This window comes from Winogradskyella rapida (genome assembly GCF_042675845.1).
GTDB classification, from domain to species: domain Bacteria; phylum Bacteroidota; class Bacteroidia; order Flavobacteriales; family Flavobacteriaceae; genus Winogradskyella; species Winogradskyella rapida.
Map to the genome: position 1 here is coordinate 1,838,829 of NZ_JBHTKM010000063.1, position 16,305 is coordinate 1,855,133.

Annotated in this window: 14 protein-coding genes; 7 read left to right on the forward strand and 7 right to left on the reverse strand. The window is 35.9% G+C overall.

Going from position 1 to position 16,305, the window contains the following annotated elements; all coding sequences use genetic code 11:
- Positions 1 to 60: 60 nt before the first annotated feature.
- The 3 genes from ACFQ13_RS15230 to ACFQ13_RS15240 form a co-directional block, all read right to left on the reverse strand.
- On the reverse strand, positions 61 to 615 hold the full coding sequence (locus ACFQ13_RS15230) for a DUF3575 domain-containing protein (RefSeq protein ID WP_386118836.1): 555 nt from the start codon (positions 613 to 615) through the stop codon (positions 61 to 63).
- A gap of 91 nt (positions 616 to 706) precedes the next feature.
- A complete protein-coding gene (locus ACFQ13_RS15235) occupies positions 707 to 1,741 on the reverse strand; it encodes a flavin-containing monooxygenase (RefSeq protein ID WP_386118839.1) in 1,035 nt (344 codons plus the stop codon).
- Positions 1,742 to 1,827: 86 nt separating this feature from the next.
- Complete coding sequence (locus tag ACFQ13_RS15240) at positions 1,828 to 5,271, reverse strand: hypothetical protein (protein ID WP_386118841.1); 3,444 nt, start codon at positions 5,269 to 5,271, stop codon at positions 1,828 to 1,830.
- Between the two features lie 145 nt (positions 5,272 to 5,416).
- Between ACFQ13_RS15240 and ACFQ13_RS15245 the strand changes: the two genes are divergently transcribed.
- The 3 genes from ACFQ13_RS15245 (at position 5,417) to ACFQ13_RS15255 (ending at position 8,452) form a co-directional block, all read left to right on the forward strand.
- Positions 5,417 to 6,178 (forward strand): exodeoxyribonuclease III, encoded by a 762-nt coding sequence (locus ACFQ13_RS15245; RefSeq protein ID WP_386118844.1) that lies wholly within the window; start codon positions 5,417 to 5,419, stop codon positions 6,176 to 6,178.
- A gap of 50 nt (positions 6,179 to 6,228) precedes the next feature.
- Positions 6,229 to 7,188 carry an OmpA/MotB family protein gene (locus ACFQ13_RS15250; protein WP_386119477.1) on the forward strand — a complete coding sequence of 320 codons (960 nt, stop codon included), beginning with the start codon at positions 6,229 to 6,231 and terminating at the stop codon, positions 7,186 to 7,188.
- A 226-nt stretch (positions 7,189 to 7,414) separates the two neighbouring features.
- A complete protein-coding gene (locus ACFQ13_RS15255) occupies positions 7,415 to 8,452 on the forward strand; it encodes an aldo/keto reductase (RefSeq protein WP_386118847.1) in 1,038 nt (345 codons plus the stop codon).
- A 59-nt stretch (positions 8,453 to 8,511) separates the two neighbouring features.
- Here ACFQ13_RS15255 and ACFQ13_RS15260 read toward each other — a convergent pair whose 3' ends face one another.
- Both ACFQ13_RS15260 and ACFQ13_RS15265 read right to left on the reverse strand, forming a co-directional pair.
- Positions 8,512 to 8,982 (reverse strand): Lrp/AsnC ligand binding domain-containing protein, encoded by a 471-nt coding sequence (locus ACFQ13_RS15260; RefSeq protein WP_114308365.1) that lies wholly within the window; start codon positions 8,980 to 8,982, stop codon positions 8,512 to 8,514.
- A gap of 89 nt (positions 8,983 to 9,071) precedes the next feature.
- The gene (locus ACFQ13_RS15265) at positions 9,072 to 10,436 is read right to left on the reverse strand and encodes a saccharopine dehydrogenase family protein (protein WP_386119479.1); all 1,365 of its coding nucleotides are present in this window, start codon (positions 10,434 to 10,436) and stop codon (positions 9,072 to 9,074) included.
- An 81-nt stretch (positions 10,437 to 10,517) separates the two neighbouring features.
- On the opposite strand from ACFQ13_RS15265, the gene ACFQ13_RS15270 reads away from it, so the two are divergent.
- Positions 10,518 to 10,907, forward strand: a complete 390-nt coding sequence (locus ACFQ13_RS15270) for a DUF423 domain-containing protein (protein ID WP_386118850.1) — start codon at positions 10,518 to 10,520, stop codon at positions 10,905 to 10,907.
- Between the two features lie 65 nt (positions 10,908 to 10,972).
- Positions 10,973 to 12,589, forward strand: coding sequence for a phosphoenolpyruvate carboxykinase (ATP) (gene pckA, locus ACFQ13_RS15275; protein WP_386118852.1), 1,617 nt, complete (start codon positions 10,973 to 10,975; stop codon positions 12,587 to 12,589).
- A gap of 72 nt (positions 12,590 to 12,661) precedes the next feature.
- Here the strand turns inward: pckA and ACFQ13_RS15280 are convergent, their stop codons facing one another.
- Together ACFQ13_RS15280 and ACFQ13_RS15285 are read right to left on the reverse strand one after the other, a co-directional pair.
- Positions 12,662 to 13,411 carry a uroporphyrinogen-III synthase gene (locus ACFQ13_RS15280; protein WP_386118854.1) on the reverse strand — a complete coding sequence of 250 codons (750 nt, stop codon included), beginning with the start codon at positions 13,409 to 13,411 and terminating at the stop codon, positions 12,662 to 12,664.
- A gap of 16 nt (positions 13,412 to 13,427) precedes the next feature.
- A complete protein-coding gene (locus tag ACFQ13_RS15285) occupies positions 13,428 to 14,078 on the reverse strand; it encodes a DUF4271 domain-containing protein (RefSeq protein ID WP_114308369.1) in 651 nt (216 codons plus the stop codon).
- A gap of 144 nt (positions 14,079 to 14,222) precedes the next feature.
- Here ACFQ13_RS15285 and ACFQ13_RS15290 point away from each other — a divergent pair, with 144 nt between their 5' ends.
- The gene (locus ACFQ13_RS15290; protein ID WP_386118857.1) at positions 14,223 to 14,945 is read left to right on the forward strand and encodes a polyprenol monophosphomannose synthase; all 723 of its coding nucleotides are present in this window, start codon (positions 14,223 to 14,225) and stop codon (positions 14,943 to 14,945) included.
- Positions 14,946 to 14,951: 6 nt separating this feature from the next.
- Complete coding sequence (locus tag ACFQ13_RS15295; RefSeq protein ID WP_386118859.1) at positions 14,952 to 16,295, forward strand: dihydroorotase; 1,344 nt, start codon at positions 14,952 to 14,954, stop codon at positions 16,293 to 16,295.
- The last annotated feature ends 10 nt before the right edge of the window (positions 16,296 to 16,305 follow it).

Sequence of the window (16,305 nt, forward strand, 5' to 3'; positions counted from 1 at the left end):
TTAAATATAAAAAACGCCCAAGCTTTTAGTTTGGGCGTTTTTCGTTATAGGTTTTTCAGCTTAAAATCGGTAGCCTAAATTGAAACCAAATTTGCCAACAATATTAGGGTCGTCATAATCTGTATTAAAAAGATTGCGTCCAATTCCGTTTATAAGTTCAAATACAAATCCGCTTTTCGTTACCCACTTACCACCTAAACCAATACCAACAGCAAGATCGGTAACTGTTTTTTCTTCGGTATAAAAATAACCATCGTTGGGGGTGATCTCTTTCTCTCTTTCACTAGAATTTAGCATGGCGAAACCTTCTACAAAAAAGCCAGCCGCATATTTTTTACCAAAGAAAACCCTGTAATACGGAGCGACGTAATAATTAATAGAGGGCTGCATAAATTCCTTGTCGTAAGGGACAAGGAAAGAAATACCAACAGAAGATTCGTCATTGAGATTACGCTCATAGCTCGCTTCTGCAGATCCTAAAAGTAATAGGATTCCATTGAGTTTTACCTCATTTTGTTTCTGATATAGCGGCGCTATACTGTCGGTTTGTTGCTGTGCATTTAACAAGGTAAGGCTTCCAAAAATCCAAAGGGCAAAAAGGATGGGTTTCATCATTATAAAGACAAATTGGTTAACGTAGGTACAGTGTCTAAGTTATAGATACAAAATGTGCGAAAAGGTTGCGTATAAAAATGAAGTTTTAAACCTACAAAATCTTTTTTGCTAAGTAAGCCGCATCTTTTTTAATACCGCCTAAAGTTGCTGAACCTCTCGTATGTAACCATGGCAGACCAATAAAATAAAGTCCGTCAGTGGTGCTAATTCCTCTATGGTGTTTTGGGTAGCCGTCTTTACAAAGTTCTATTCCTGTTATCCATTCAAAATTGGGTTTATAGCCTGTAGCCCAAATAATATTCTGAACATCGTTTAAATCTTTTGTCGCGGTTTTAATGGTGTTTCCATCTGTATCTAAGGTGTAGCCCACAACCTCTACATTCGCCCTGTTTATTATGGCTTTGATGTCTGTACCAATAATAGGTTGCTTGGCATCACTAATCTTTTTTCCAATCCATGAGTTTTTACTGAAACTTAAAAAGCCTGTAACGGTAAACCACCACCAAAGGGTTTTTCCTAAAATCTCTTGTGGTAATGTTCTTATGGCTGTGCTTCCTGAGAAATATGTGGTTGTGTTGCTTTGCTTAGAAACTTCATCTAAAATTTGAAATCCACTGTCACCACCACCTACAACTAAGGTAGGGCCATTTTGTAATTGCTCAGGATTTTTATAATAGTTACTGTGTACTTGGTAAATTGAAGACGACAGGTTTTTATGAAACTTTGGGGTAAACGGAATATGAAACGGCCCTGTGGCAATAATTACCTGTTTACAAAAAAGGGCTTCTTTGTTGGTGCTGATTTTAAAACCATCTGCTGTTTTCTCTATTCGTTCTGCTAAAGTGTTAAGCTGTACAGGGAACTCAAAGGTTTCGGCATAGTTTTTAAAATAGGCTGCAATTTCATATTTATCTGGGTAGTGCCCTTTTGGTGACGGAAATGGCATTCCTATTAAATGATTAAACTCTGTAGGGGTAAATAGCGTTAAGGAGTCCCAACGTTTAAGCCAAGAAGCTCCAATTTCGTTTTCCTTATCTAAGATTAAAAAATCTTTCTTTTGCTGTTTAAGAAAATAAGCCATAGAGAGTCCTGCTTGGGCAGCTCCTATGATTACAAAGTCTTTCATTAATTGTATTGTGTTAGTCTTTGCACAGTATACCGTTTTTATAGGTTTTATACAAATTACTGTAGCATATAAATTGGAGCTTTAGTCTAAAAATAGGCTTTCAGTTGTATGGTCCCCGTGTGGATGGTTTTTGCCGTTTCAGACTTTCTTCCGAAGTAATTTAGGTTCAGGTCTAAATATTTGGTTAGTTTTTTCTGTGCCAGTAAACTCCAAGTGAGGTTTTTACCTTCTTGTAGACCTTCGAGCATTTGGTAGGCTACGGGAGAATTAGAATTGCCTTCAAAGTCGTTTTCAAATAAATTAAATTCGCCTGTTAATGCTATTTTCTGAGCTTTATTATAGGTGAATGAAAAACCGTAGTTGTTTTGGGCTAAGGTTTCAAAACTGGCCATGACGTTAGTTTTAGAGGTGTATTGGTAAAACACATCAAACTGAGCATTTTCATCAAAGAGATAACTCAATTTAGGTTTCATAAAATACTGGTCTATGCTGTAATTCTGACTCGTAAAATTATCATTGTTACTCTCTTCATTTCCTATACTTGCCAATATCGTCGTTAACCAGTTGGCATGTAATTTATGGTTAAAATTAAGCTGATGACTGTTGGTTTTATTCTGTTGTGTTCCTGTAGATAATAAATTACGACTCTTATTGCTTAGATAGGTGTACGAGGTGGTAAAGTGTTGCTTCCCACGATTAAAAAATAAGATGTTTTTAAGGCTGTAATTTAAGGATACAAAATCTTCAGTGGCGATATCTTTTTCTAAAGCTTGAAAGGGGTTAAGGTTAAAACCATTATCTGATTTAAACTTTTCACTATTGACTAAAAATGAGGCTTGGTTGTAAAAATGCGACCAAAATAGCTGTGTTTTATTTTCTGAAGTACTCCATTTTTGTGGATTAATGGTTAAGGTTTGCCCGAACTTATTTTGATGGGTTTGCAAGTAAATTTGATTAGGAAGAAGCACTCTTATATAACTGCCTTGGTCTGAAAACTGTGCAATTTCAAACTCATCTAATTCTTGTATGCCATTGGCATTATAATCAATCCAAGTGTAGGCACCTTGCCCGGCTTCGACCTCTACATAGGTGAAATCTTGTTGTGGCGAGGTGCCGGAATTAATTTCAAAATTGCTATTCCAAATAACCAGGTTTTTAAATAATTTTTGATTCAAGATAAAGCGGCCATTCAAACTTTGCTCATCATCAGTGCTCGCTTCTTTAGATTTTAAGGTTCTGTAATTTAAAAAAAGTTGTAGGCTTGTATTTTTATTTTGAATCAGTCGTGACTTTAAATAGTAAGTGTTAGAGTTACTCACGTTTTTAAGCTCATTAGACCGTAAACTATCATTGAAACGTTTTATATAGCCAATTTCTGCATACACATCGGTGCTGTCACCAATACCGACGAAAGCTTCATAGGCTTTAAATTTCTGACTTAAGGCTGTTAAAGAATCGGTTTGTAGGTCGCTTTGCTCATTATCTTCAGTAGAGAATTTTACGCCCGCCCATTTCTTATTTTTTTGATAGGCCAACCGATTAAAAGACCGCAAAAAAGTAGACCCATTTAATGTGCTTTCACTTTTTAGGGCACTAGAGCTAGAGTAAAAGTGAAACCCTCCAAGCTGTAAATTTGTTGTGAGGTTGTGCCTGTTACCTTTAAAATTTTCCGTGTAATTTAAATGTTCATACGTGTAGTTGGCGCTTCCTTTTTTTAGATGTGAGAGCTGTAAGCCTGTGCTAAATAACAACTGATTACCTTCTGGAATAGTATAGCTAGTGCTGGTCTCAGACTCCTCTAAATTCCAATCGCGCGTAAATTCCGCACGGTACAAACGTTCAATGGTATTAAAGTTTTTTTGAAGATAATCGGTATCTATGCTTGCCGATAGATTCCAAAGCGAATCGGACTGAATAAGGTGTTGTTGTAGCGTGAATTTAGCCGCGTAACCATCATTGTTGTCATCATCTAAGTTTGAAAATAAGTTCTCGTCCTTCTTGCTTCCGGCAATTTCAAAAAAGAGCTTTGTTTTATCGCCGGGCGTGTAAGTTCCGTTTACGGTGGCAATTTGAAGACGTTCTGGAGCGATGAGTTGGGTAATAGGTTCGTAATCTCCTTGTGGCACGCCAGCTATAGGAGCTACATATTCGTAAATGTTATTAATAGCATTAGAATTGCTTAAAACATAATTGCCTTCATTTGGACCAACATAGGTAAAGGTAAGGCTGTATAATTCGTCTTCAGAATTATTGGAGTAGACGTAGTATTCTTCGGTCCCTATAGTTTCTTTTCGGTATAAAATTCGGTTTTCAGAATAGCTGGTCAACGTTGCCGATGGAGCAGACATTAAATCTTGATTGTCTCCTGCATTGGCCAAGATTTCTGTTTGTTCTGTAGAAAGATTCTGTTGCAAGGGTTGGTTTTTTGCATCGCTTTCAGAATACACAGCAACATTAAGTTGTAAATTATCGGTTTTAAACTGGGCGCCACCAAAGACCGTAAACCTAGAATAGTTACGCTCGCTAAATTGGTAATCTACAGTAATTCGCATTTCGGAGGTGATGGGGTAGGTGGCATTAAAAATAATTTCACCGGCGTTGTAGTCAATAATATAATCTTTGTTTTCTCCACGTTCTAAGGGGACCCCATTAACATAAACGGTTTCACTACCCGAAACCACAAGGACATACAATTCATTATTAGAACCCGTTAATTTGTATGGGCCTTGGTTGCCTTCTTCAGCCGTAAATTGTGTGGTTGTAAACTGCCCTCTAACTAAAGCGCCTGAGGCAAAAACCGAAGTTTTTTCACTTAGATTAGCATGGACCAATAGGCCTTGGACCCGCTTAGAAAAATCAGCAAAATAACTGTTGTTGTTTTCTAAGTCAATATCTCCTGCTCTAATGTTCCAATCTTCAGAAAATAATTCAATAAAAACCTGGTCAAATTCATCTAAACGCTGTGAATATCCACTTTCTTGCAGCGGAATATCTGAGTCTTGGATGGATGCTCTTAGCGATACTTTATCACTTAATTTACCTGAAATTTGGAGGTCGAGTTCACTATTTAAAACTGAATTCTGATTGTTTCCTATGGTAATTCCTCTAGAAATACTTCCCGAAGTGGTAAGACCATCAAAAGGAGTAAAGCTATTTTTAGAGGTTGTACGCGTTAAACTGTAAAGTTGCCCATAATTAGAAGAGCGGTCTATAACCACATCATCATCGAGCTGTTTATAAACTTTGGTTAAAAATTCTGGATAACGCAAATACGCAATATTAACACTATCCATAGCTATCGGACGCTTAAATTTCAACCATGCTTTAGCGTAATTTACCGTGTACAAGCTAGGATCTATAAGGACATTGTCAACACTAAGGACTTTGAATTGGGTTGGATTTATACTAACAGAATCTATTTGAATAGAATCGCTAACCGCCACTTTTTTTTGTCTATAATTAGATGCCGCTTCTTGAGAACTCCCCAAGGCGGTACATAAAAAACATAGAAAAAAAAGTACAAACCTCATGTGGAATAATAACTGTTGAAAGCTAAAAATATTTTATCGTTAAATGCAGTATAAAATTATAGGGTAAAAGTACAGTATTATTTAATTTAGCAATTCATTCAAATTAGAACAAAAAAGAGCGTCGCTTAAGGCGAAAAATAGGTGTATGAAAATAGTTTCTTATAATGTTAACGGTATTAGAGCCGCCATAAATAAAGGGTTTATAGAATGGTTAAAAGCCACAGATCCAGATGTTATATGTCTTCAAGAAATTAAAGCTATGGAAGAGCAACTTGATTTAAGCTTGTTTACAGATGCAGGATATAACTTTAATTATTGGTTTAGCGCTCAGAAAAAAGGTTACAGTGGTGTGGCCGTATTGTGTAAAAAAGAACCTAAGCATATAGAATTCGGAACCGGAATAGAATCGATGGATTTTGAAGGTCGAAACATCAGAGTAGACTATGATGAGGTCTCTGTAATGAGTATGTATTTGCCTTCAGGGACGAATGATGCAAGATTGTCTCATAAGTTTGAATACATGGATCTTATTCAGAAGTATCTTATAGAATTGCAGAAAGACAAACCTAATTTAGTGGTTTGTGGTGATTATAATATTTGTCATGAAGAAATTGATATTCACAACCCAAAAATGAAAGGAGTTTCAGGATTTTTACCTGAAGAGCGCGAATGGTTGGGCGATTTTATAGACAGTGGATTTATCGATAGTTTCCGATTTTTACACCCAGAGCGTCAAGAATATTCATGGTGGAGTTATAGAGCCAATTCCAGAGCAAATAATAAAGGTTGGCGTTTAGATTATGCCATGGTGAGTACCCCATTAAAAGAAAAAATAAAACGTAGCGTTATATTAACAGAAGCGGTTCATAGTGACCATTGCCCTATTTTACTAGAACTCGATTTTTAAGCAAGTCCCCAAATTAAATATAGATTAAAATAAACCTAACAGAACAAATGATGATTAAAAAACTTTCAATATTAGCCGTAGGCCTTACCTTATGTACGTCTTGTGTTTCAAAGAAAATATACACGGAATTAGAAGATAAATATGCCGATTTAAAGCAGGAAAATAGAGGGCTTTCGGATGAATTAGAAACCTTATCTAGTGACAAAACCCAATTGACCAATGATCTAAATGATTTACAGCAGGCCTATGATAAAGCGGTTGCAGAACGCGATAAATTACAAGCAGATTATGCAGCGGCCCAATCTAATTTAGAAACGTTAAGAGCGTCGTATAGGGCATTAGAAGAAAATAGTTCTGCCTCGATTGCAAAAAATGCCCAGAAAAACAGAGAGCTTTTGGCACAATTAGAAGCTAAAGAACAAGCTTTAGCGGCCGAAAATGAACGTTTAAAAGCCTTAAAACAAGAGCTAGAGAGTCGTTCTCAGCGTGTGGCAGAATTAGAAAATGTTATTGCGAGCAAAGATGCTGCGATGAACAAATTAAAAGACGCCATTTCTAAAGCCTTAACTAATTTTGAAGGGAAAGGACTTACCGTAGAACAACGCGATGGAAAGGTGTACATTTCTATGGAAAATAAATTATTGTTTCAATCTGGAAGTTGGTATGTAGGAGCACAAGGAAAACAAGCCGTTAGACAACTAGGAAGTGTGTTAGCGGAGAACCCTGAAATCTCTGTGCTTATTGAAGGTCATACCGATAATGTTCCTTATAAAGGGAATGCGCAATTAAGCGGTAACTGGGATTTATCTGCAAAACGTGCTACGGCCATTGTAACTATTTTGAGAGAAAATGAGGCTATTAACCCTGAAAATCTAACGGCAGCAGGTCGTGGAGAATTTGCACCTATTGCTAGTAATGAGACTTCAGAAGGTAGAGCTAAGAACAGACGTATTGAGGTGATTTTAACACCGAAATTAGATGAGATTTCTAAGTTACTCAATGATATTTAAAAGAATTAAATGCAGTTGCGTTTTTTCTAACATAAAAAGCTTATTTTTATAGAAGAAGCTTTGTAAGTAAAGTTCGTGCATTTTAGAAAGTTAGACTTCATTGATTATAAAATTAATGAAGTCTATTTTTTTTATAAGGTTTTGCAAGGGTTTACGGTTCTTATCGTCGAAGTCCTTAACCACTAAGTTCAATTAAAATAATCATCCTGTTACATCAGGATCTACTATGAAATATACCACCTTACCACATACCAATATTAAAGTGAGTAAAATTTGCTTGGGTACGATGACCTGGGGAAATCAAAACACGCAAAATGAAGGCTTCGCTCAAATGGATTTAGCTCGAGATAAAGGCGTTAATTTCTTTGATTGTGCAGAGTTGTATCCAGTTCCTGCAGAAGCAAAAACCTATGCGGAAACCGAACGAATTATAGGAAATTGGTTTCAAAAAACAGGACAGCGCGACCAAGTAGTGTTAGCGACTAAAATTGCCGGAACCGGTGATTATACGGCGCATATTAGAACCAATGGTTTTAGCAAAGAAGCTTTAAATGAAGCCGTAGATAACAGTTTAAAGCGATTAAAAACAGACTATATAGATTTATATCAACTGCATTGGCCAGAACGCCAAACCAATACTTTTGGGACACGAGATTATACCCCTAATGACAACGATCCATGGGAAGATAATTTTCATGAAATTCTTCAACATTTAGAGGGTATTGTAAAGTCTGGAAAAATTAGACAAGTTGGGATTTCTAATGAGAAAGCTTGGGGAACTATGCGTTATTTAGAAGAATCTAAGCGTCATCATTTACCACGGATGATTACCATCCAGAATGCCTATTCTTTAATTAATAGAGTTTTTGAAGGTGATATGGCAGAAATTGCACACCGTGAGGACATTGGGTTGCTAGCGTATTCTCCAATGGCTTTTGGCGTATTATCAGGGAAATATATAAAAGGAACAGCTGCGGCTGATGCCCGATTAAATTTGTTTCCAAGATTTTCACGTTACAATAGTGCTCAGGCTACAGAGGCTACAAAGCGCTATTTAAAAATTGCAGAAGACCACAATATGTCCTTAGCACAAATGGCTTTAGCTTTTGTAAATGAAAGACCTTTTGTAACGAGTAATATTATAGGAGCAACTAATTTAGACCAGTTGAGAGAAAATATAGAGAGTATAGATATTACCTTATCTCAAGAGCTTATAGAAGCCATTAATGCGGTACACGCTGAAATTCCTAATCCGGCGCCTTAATAGTAAGGTTTTAGATTATAATACTTAAAAAGCACGCGTTTTTAAACACGTGCTTTTTTTTAGATTTTTATTTGACGATTAATCTGCTCTTGAAGCGAAATAAAGGTTTCCGTTCTAGAAACCCCTTTAATACTTTGGATTTCAGAATTAAGAACATGCATTAAATGCTCATTATCTCTAGAGAGTATTTTAATAAAGATAGACCAGTTTCCTGTGGTGTAGTGACACTCAATAACTTCAGGTATTTTCTGTAATTGTTTTACGGCCTCTGGATTACTAATGGCTTTATCTAGATAAACACCGACAAACGCCATAGTGGTATAACCCAAGACTTTTGGGTTAATGATGAATTTAGATCCGGCAATAAGACCAGATTTTTCTAGTTTTTTTAAGCGCTGATGAATGGCGGCACCAGATATCCCTACATTACGCGCAATTTCTAAAATTGGGGTTCTGGCATCATCCATCAAAGCACGAAGTATTTTTTTATCAATACCATCAATATAAATACCTCCATCATTAATTTTCATAAGACCACTTTCTTTTAAATTGAAATGGAAAGATAAAAAAAGCGTTTCAATTTGAAACGCTTTTAAAATAAATACTTTAAATAATAAGGTTATACATTTAAAGGGTTATAGCCTAAATACGGAACCTCATATTCTTTAAACGCTATATCGTAAGCTTCTAAAGCTTTGAGTATAGGGGTATATACTTCTTTGGTAATCGGAATTTGAACGCCTGGTGTTTTTATATCGCCGTTTAAGATTGCTAATGTCGCTATAGCTACCGGTAAGCCTACAGTTTTAGCCATAGCCGTATAAGTTTGATCCTGTCCTAAGGTAACCATCGTGGCATCAATTTGATGCTTTTTACCGTTTAGCTCGTAGCCAAATTTATGATACATCACAATCATATCTTTATCGTCTTTGGCTAAGGTCCAACTGTCCATTAATATCTTTTGAAGAATTTGGGCGGGAGTCCCTTTATCAAGCTCTACCATTTTTTCAGGGTTAAAAAGGTCTAACTCTAAAAACTTATCCCACATCATATCATCTTGGTCAATTTTAAGGGCGTGTCTAAATTTTAATTCCACAGAGTCTGTAGGGCTGTAAGGTAAAAATGCATTGACAAAATCGCGATAACTCATGTTTTTACTATCGTCAATGGTATAGCTATCATCCGTCATTCCTAATTGTACAAAGGCATTCCAGGCTCTACTAAAGCCTACACGTCGCATGGTACCGCGGTATAAGGTTTTTACATGATCTAAGCCATACACATTTTGGTATTTTAAAGAGTCTCTATTAGCATAGGCTTCAAAGCGGCCATAGTTTTCAACATCTAAAAATTCGGTACGTCTAAATAATCGGTTATAAGAAATGTATTTAAATTGGTCTTCCTGTAAAAATTTAGCGGCCCCTCCTTGACCGGCGACAACCACATTTCTAGGGTTCCATGTAAATTTATAGTTCCATAAATTAGTATCACTTTCTGGTGCTACTAAACCGCCTGTAAAGGATTCAAATAAAATCATTTTTCCACCTTTATCTCTAATACGGTCTATCACTTGCATGGCGCTCATGTGGTCTATACCAGGATCTACACCTATCTCATTCATAAAGATGAGGTTATTGGCTTTAGCTTCTGCATCTAGAGCTTGCATTTCTTTACTTACATAAGAGGCCGTTACCATATGCTTCTTAAATTTGATACAATCTCTAGCCACTTCAATATGAAAACGGGCAGGAAGCATAGAAATGATAATATCGGCTTTTTTTATGGCTTCAGAGCGCGATTCAGGATCAAAGACATCAAGGTGAATAATATCGGCCTTAACATCAGTACCGATAAGTTTCTTTGCATTTTCAACATGAAGATCGCCAATGGTGAGTTTTAGATGTTGCGATTCAGAATGATCAAGTAAATATTTTATAAGATAAGAGCAAGATTTACCAGCTCCAATGATTAATATGTTTCGCATCATGAGTATATATGATTAAATTTGTGTTTTACGAAAATAAGGAATACAAAAGGCAATAAAGACTGCATAAACGTTAATATTATGAATAAGAAGCTGTTGATTACCGGATCTATTTTGGGCATGTTAGGGATTATTTTGGGAGCCTTTGCGGCTCATGGGTTAAAAGCTTTAATTAGTACGGCAGCTGTTGCAACTTTTGAAACCGGAGTACGTTATCAAATCTATCATGCTTTTTTCTTACTCTTTTTAGGAAATACCACGATGGTGAGTCTAAAAATGAAGTCCTATATCTTTTATTGTATTCTATTTGGTGTGTTACTTTTTTCAGGTTCTATTTATGGTTTAGCCACCAATGCCCTTACTGTTATAGATTTCAAAACCATAGGTTTTGTAACGCCTATTGGTGGATTAGGACTTATTTGTGGGTGGGGACTTTTGCTTTGGGCTGTACATAAACATAAGGTTAATTAAACGGGCTTAAAGGTGCGGATTCAAAATAATATTTTAGTTTTGCATAACTAAACAACACTAATATTATGGCAAATCATTCCCAATTTACGAAAACGATTTCGTTAAATCAATATGGAATTAAAAATGCAAAGGTTAATTATCAATTAACATCAGAAGAATTACACGCCGAGACCTGCTCTAAAGGTCAAGGTGTAGAAGCTTCCTCGGGCGCTTTAGCAGTGAATACTGGCGAGTTTACCGGACGTTCTCCTATGGACCGTTTTATAGTAGAAGACGCTATAACCAAAGATAAAGTTTGGTGGGGCCCAGTAAATATTCCTTTTGAAAGCTCTAAATTTCAAAAGCTTTATGATAAGGTAGTGGACTACCTATCTAATAAAGAGATTTATGTTCGCGATAGTTATGCGTGTGCAGATCCTAATTACAAACTAAATATCAGAGTTATTAATGAGTACCCTTGGAGTAACATGTTTGCTTACAACATGTTTTTACGTCCAACGGAAGCGGAATTAGAACATTTTACACCCGAATGGACCGTGGTTAATGCGCCAGGTTTTATGGCCGATCCTGAAGTGGATGGTACACGTCAGCACAATTTTGCAATTTTAGATTTTACACGAAAAATTGCCCTTATCGGAGGAACAGGATATACCGGAGAAATTAAAAAAGGAATCTTTTCGGCCTTAAATTTTATTCTTCCAGTATATAAAAACACCTTGCCAATGCACTGTAGTGCTAACGTTGGGAAGAATGACGATACGGCTATTTTCTTTGGATTATCTGGAACCGGAAAAACAACCCTTTCTACAGATCCTAACCGAAGTTTAATAGGTGATGATGAGCATGGTTGGACGGCTGAAAACACGGTTTTTAATTTTGAAGGCGGTTGCTATGCTAAGGTTATTAATTTATCACAAGAGCAAGAACCCGAAATTTTTGCAGCGATTAAAAAAGGAGCGATTCTTGAAAATGTAATCATGGATAGCGAAGGCCATGTGGATTTTGCAGATACTTCTATTACACAAAATACACGAGTGAGTTATCCTATTTATCATATAGATAATATAAGACAACCCTCTATTGGAGAAAATCCTAAAAATATATTTTTCTTAACTGCAGATGCCTTTGGAGTTTTGCCTCCAATCTCTAAGTTAACCCCAAGTCAGGCGGCTTATCATTTTATTTCTGGATATACGGCAAAAGTAGCCGGTACAGAAGCCGGTGTAGTAGAGCCTGTACCAAGTTTTTCTGCTTGTTTTGGAGCACCGTTTATGCCATTGCATCCTACCGCTTATGCTAAGATGCTAAGTGAAAAAATGCAGGAAGCAGGCGTTAATGTTTGGTTGGTTAATACAGGGTGGACCGGCGGACCTTATGGTGTAGGAACACGTATGAAATTAAAATATACCAGAGCGATGATTAACGCTGCACTAAATGGCGATTTGGGAGATTATACTTATGAAGATTACCATATTCATTCCGTGTTTGGGGTCGCGCAACCAAGAACTTGTCCTGGTGTGCCTACGGAAGTTTTAAGTCCGAGAGCCACATGGAAAGATGATAAAGCCTACTATACTATGGCCTTTAAACTCTCTAATGCCTTTAGAGAAAACTTTAAGAAATTTGAGTCTTATGCTTCTGAAGAAGTAAGACGTGGAGGACCACAGCGCTATGCGTTTTAAATGACAAATTGATGCAAAAAAAAAGCGATTCTAAATTTTAGAATCGCTTTTTTAATACGGTCTTGTGCGTAATTATTTTCCTTTATTTACAGCGTCAATATATTTCTGTAAAGCCATAGTCATGGAAGGTGTTTCTGGTGTAGGTGCAGAAATATCTACACGCAATCCTTTTTCTTTCACTGCTTTTACAGTGGTGTTTCCAAATACAGCAATACGTGTGTCATTCTGCTTGAAATCTGGGAAATTGTGGAATAAAGACTCAATGCCAGATGGGCTAAAGAACACTAAAATGTCATAGGTTACATTAGATAAGTCAGATAAATCACTGATGACTGTTTTGTAAAATGTAGCCTGTTTCCAATTTACGCCTAAAGCGTCTAAATTTTCAGGAATAATAGGTTTTACTTTGTCTGTAGTGGGCAATAAGAAGTTTTCGTCTTTATATTTTTTAATTAAAGGCATTAATTCTTCAAAGGTACGTTTCCCAACATAAATTTTACGTTTTCTGTACACCACATACTTCTGTAAATAATAAGCAACAGCTTCAGACTGACAGAAGTATTTCATAGAATCTGGCACTTTAAAGCGCATTTCATCTGCGACTCTAAAGAAATGATCTACAGAATTTCTGCTGGTAAGAATAATAGCTGAGAATTTGCTTAGGTCAACTTTTTGTTGTCTCACGTCTTTAGAAGATACACCTTCAACATGAATAAAGGGTCTAAAGTCTACTTTTACTTTTTGCTTTTCTTGCAAATCAAAGTATGGTGAGTTCTCTATTTTAGGCTCTGGTTGCGATACTAAAATTGTTTTCACTTTCATACGGAATGCTTGTGTTTTAAGCGTTATACTCGCTAATCACCTTATATAAAAGAATATAAGGGCTAATTTCGAGAGCGCAAAGGTACAATAAAAAATAGAAAAAATTAGGATTTATTAATTTTTGATGTGTTTTAAATGTAGAAACAAAACCAATAAGGTTGGTTAGGCAAACAACTGTAAATGCTATAACTAGAATGATACTTGTATTAAAATCAGTGTACAACAAAAATAAATTTGCTGTTAAAAACAGAATTCCTGAGAAATTTTTAAAGGTTGTTTTTTGAAATATGTAATCGTCAATTAAGCTATCCATTTCAAAAAGACTCCCAATTAAACGCTCTAAAAGGGTTTTTATAATTAAAATCGTAGAGACGGCGAGTAATAATTTTAGAAAAACAATAAGTTCAAAACTTAAAGGCGTAACAAAGGTGGTGTAGGCAAAATAAATAAAAATACTGAGCGAAAGACTGAGGTTTACAAAGAGAAAACTATCAAACTGATCAATAAATTTTTGATCCTTAGCATAGATTTTTAAATATTTTGAACGGCCAATAACTTGCAAAAAATCCTTAAAACGAAGCGTATTCATATACTTGGCTACCGTTACGGCAAACAATCCTAAGACTGTAAATAGGGTAAACCACTCGTATGTTATATAATTTCGCATGGGGCTAAATTATAAAAAATGATTTTAAATTTATAAGGAGATCACTTATCTATCAAAAAAGTTAATTCCGACTTTTTATCCATTAAAAACTTTATTTTTGTTGAAATTCTAAAACGCCACCTGAGAAGGTTTAAAAGTGAGTTAATGTCGGACGCTGTTGTCATCATCCCAACCTATAATGAGATTGAAAATGTAGAGTCAATCATTAAAGCCGTGTTTTCACAACAGAAGACATTTGATGTGCTTATTGTTGACGATAACTCACCAGATCAAACGGGAGCCGCGGTAAAAACGTTACAAAGCCAATTTAAAGAACAACTATTTCTCTTAGAGCGTACCTCTAAAAGCGGATTAGGAACAGCTTATATTGCAGGTTTTGAGTGGGCTTTAGAAAAAGGCTACGATTTTATATTTGAAATGGATGCCGATTTTTCTCATAATCCAGATGATCTTCCTAAACTCTACGAGGCCTGTGCCTCAAAAGGTGCTGATATAGCAGTGGGTTCGCGCTATGTAAAAGGAATTACGGTTGTGAATTGGCCTTTATCAAGAATTCTCTTATCTTATGGAGCTTCACGTTATGTGAGATTTATAACACGGATGAAGGTAAAAGACTCTACAGCTGGGTTTATTTGCTATAAAAGAGCCGTTTTAGAAGCTATTAATCTAAAGAAGATTAAATTTGTGGGTTACGCTTTTCAAATTGAAATGAAATTTAAAGCCCATAGAAAAGGGTTTAAAATTGTTGAAATCCCTGTAATCTTTAAAGATAGAACCAAAGGAAAATCTAAAATGAGCGGCGGTATTATTACTGAAGCGATTTTTGGTGTGATTAGTTTAAAAATTAAAAGTTTATTTACGAAGTAAAATAACATGACGCGAAATACCCTCATAAAAAACGCAAGAATCGTCAACGAAGGAAAAATTGTTGAAGGTGATATTTATATTGAAAACAATATTATAAAGGAAATTGACAGTTCTATAAGTGTAAAGTCGGCAGACATTATGGTTATTGATGCCGAAGGAAATTATGTTTTTCCAGGCATGATTGATGATCAAGTGCATTTTAGAGAACCGGGATTAACCCATAAGGCCAATATAGAAACAGAATCTAAAGCTGCAATTGCTGGTGGTATTACCTCATTTATAGAGATGCCTAATACCAATCCGCAAACGACCACCCTTGAAAAGTTAGAAGAAAAGTTTGACATCGCAGCGAAGTCTTCTTATGCTAACTATTCGTTTATGTTTGGGGGGACTAATGATAATTTAGATGAAATTTTAAAAGTAGATCCTAAAACGGTAGCCGGATTAAAATTGTTCTTAGGTTCCTCTACAGGAAATATGCTTGTGGATGACCCTAAAGTGATTGAAAAAATATTTTCAAGTACCGATATGGTTATTTCTGTACACTGTGAAGATGAAGCGACTATTAAGGAGAACTTAGCCAAATACGAAGCAGAGTACGGCGATGATATTCCTATGGAAATGCATCCGATTATTAGAAGTGAAGAAGCCTGTTACAAATCGTCTTCTAAAGCTATTGAGTTGGCTAAGAAAACCGGTGCTAGACTGCATGTTTTTCATTTATCTACAGGTAAGGAAACCAATTTATTCACCAATAAAATTCCTCTAAAAGACAAAAAGATTACCGCTGAGGTTTGTATTCACCATTTATGGTTTTCAGATGAAGATTACGCTAAAAAAGGCAGTCATATTAAATGGAATCCTGCAGTGAAAACAGCCGATGATAGAGCGCAATTATGGAAAGCCTTATTAGACGACCGTATTGATGTTATTGCTACCGATCATGCACCACATACCTTAGAGGAAAAAAATAATCCTTATACCAAAGCGCCTTCTGGTGGACCTTTAGTACAGCATGCACTAATGGCATTGATGGAAGCGCATCATCAAGGGAAAATTTCAGTTGAAAAAATTGTAGAAAAAGCATGTCATAACCCTGCAATTCTATTTAATGTAGAAAAGCGTGGTTACATTAAGGAAGGTTATTTTGCCGATTTAGTGATTGTTGATCCACAGAGCCCTTGGACCGTTAATAAGAGTAATATCTTGTACAAATGTGGTTGGTCTCCGTTTGAAGGTAGTACCTTTAAGAGTCGTATTACCCACACTTTTGTAAACGGAAAATTGGTGTATAACAACTTTAATGTATTAGATGTTAAAGCTGGAGAACGATTAACTTTTGATAGATAGGATAAAAAAG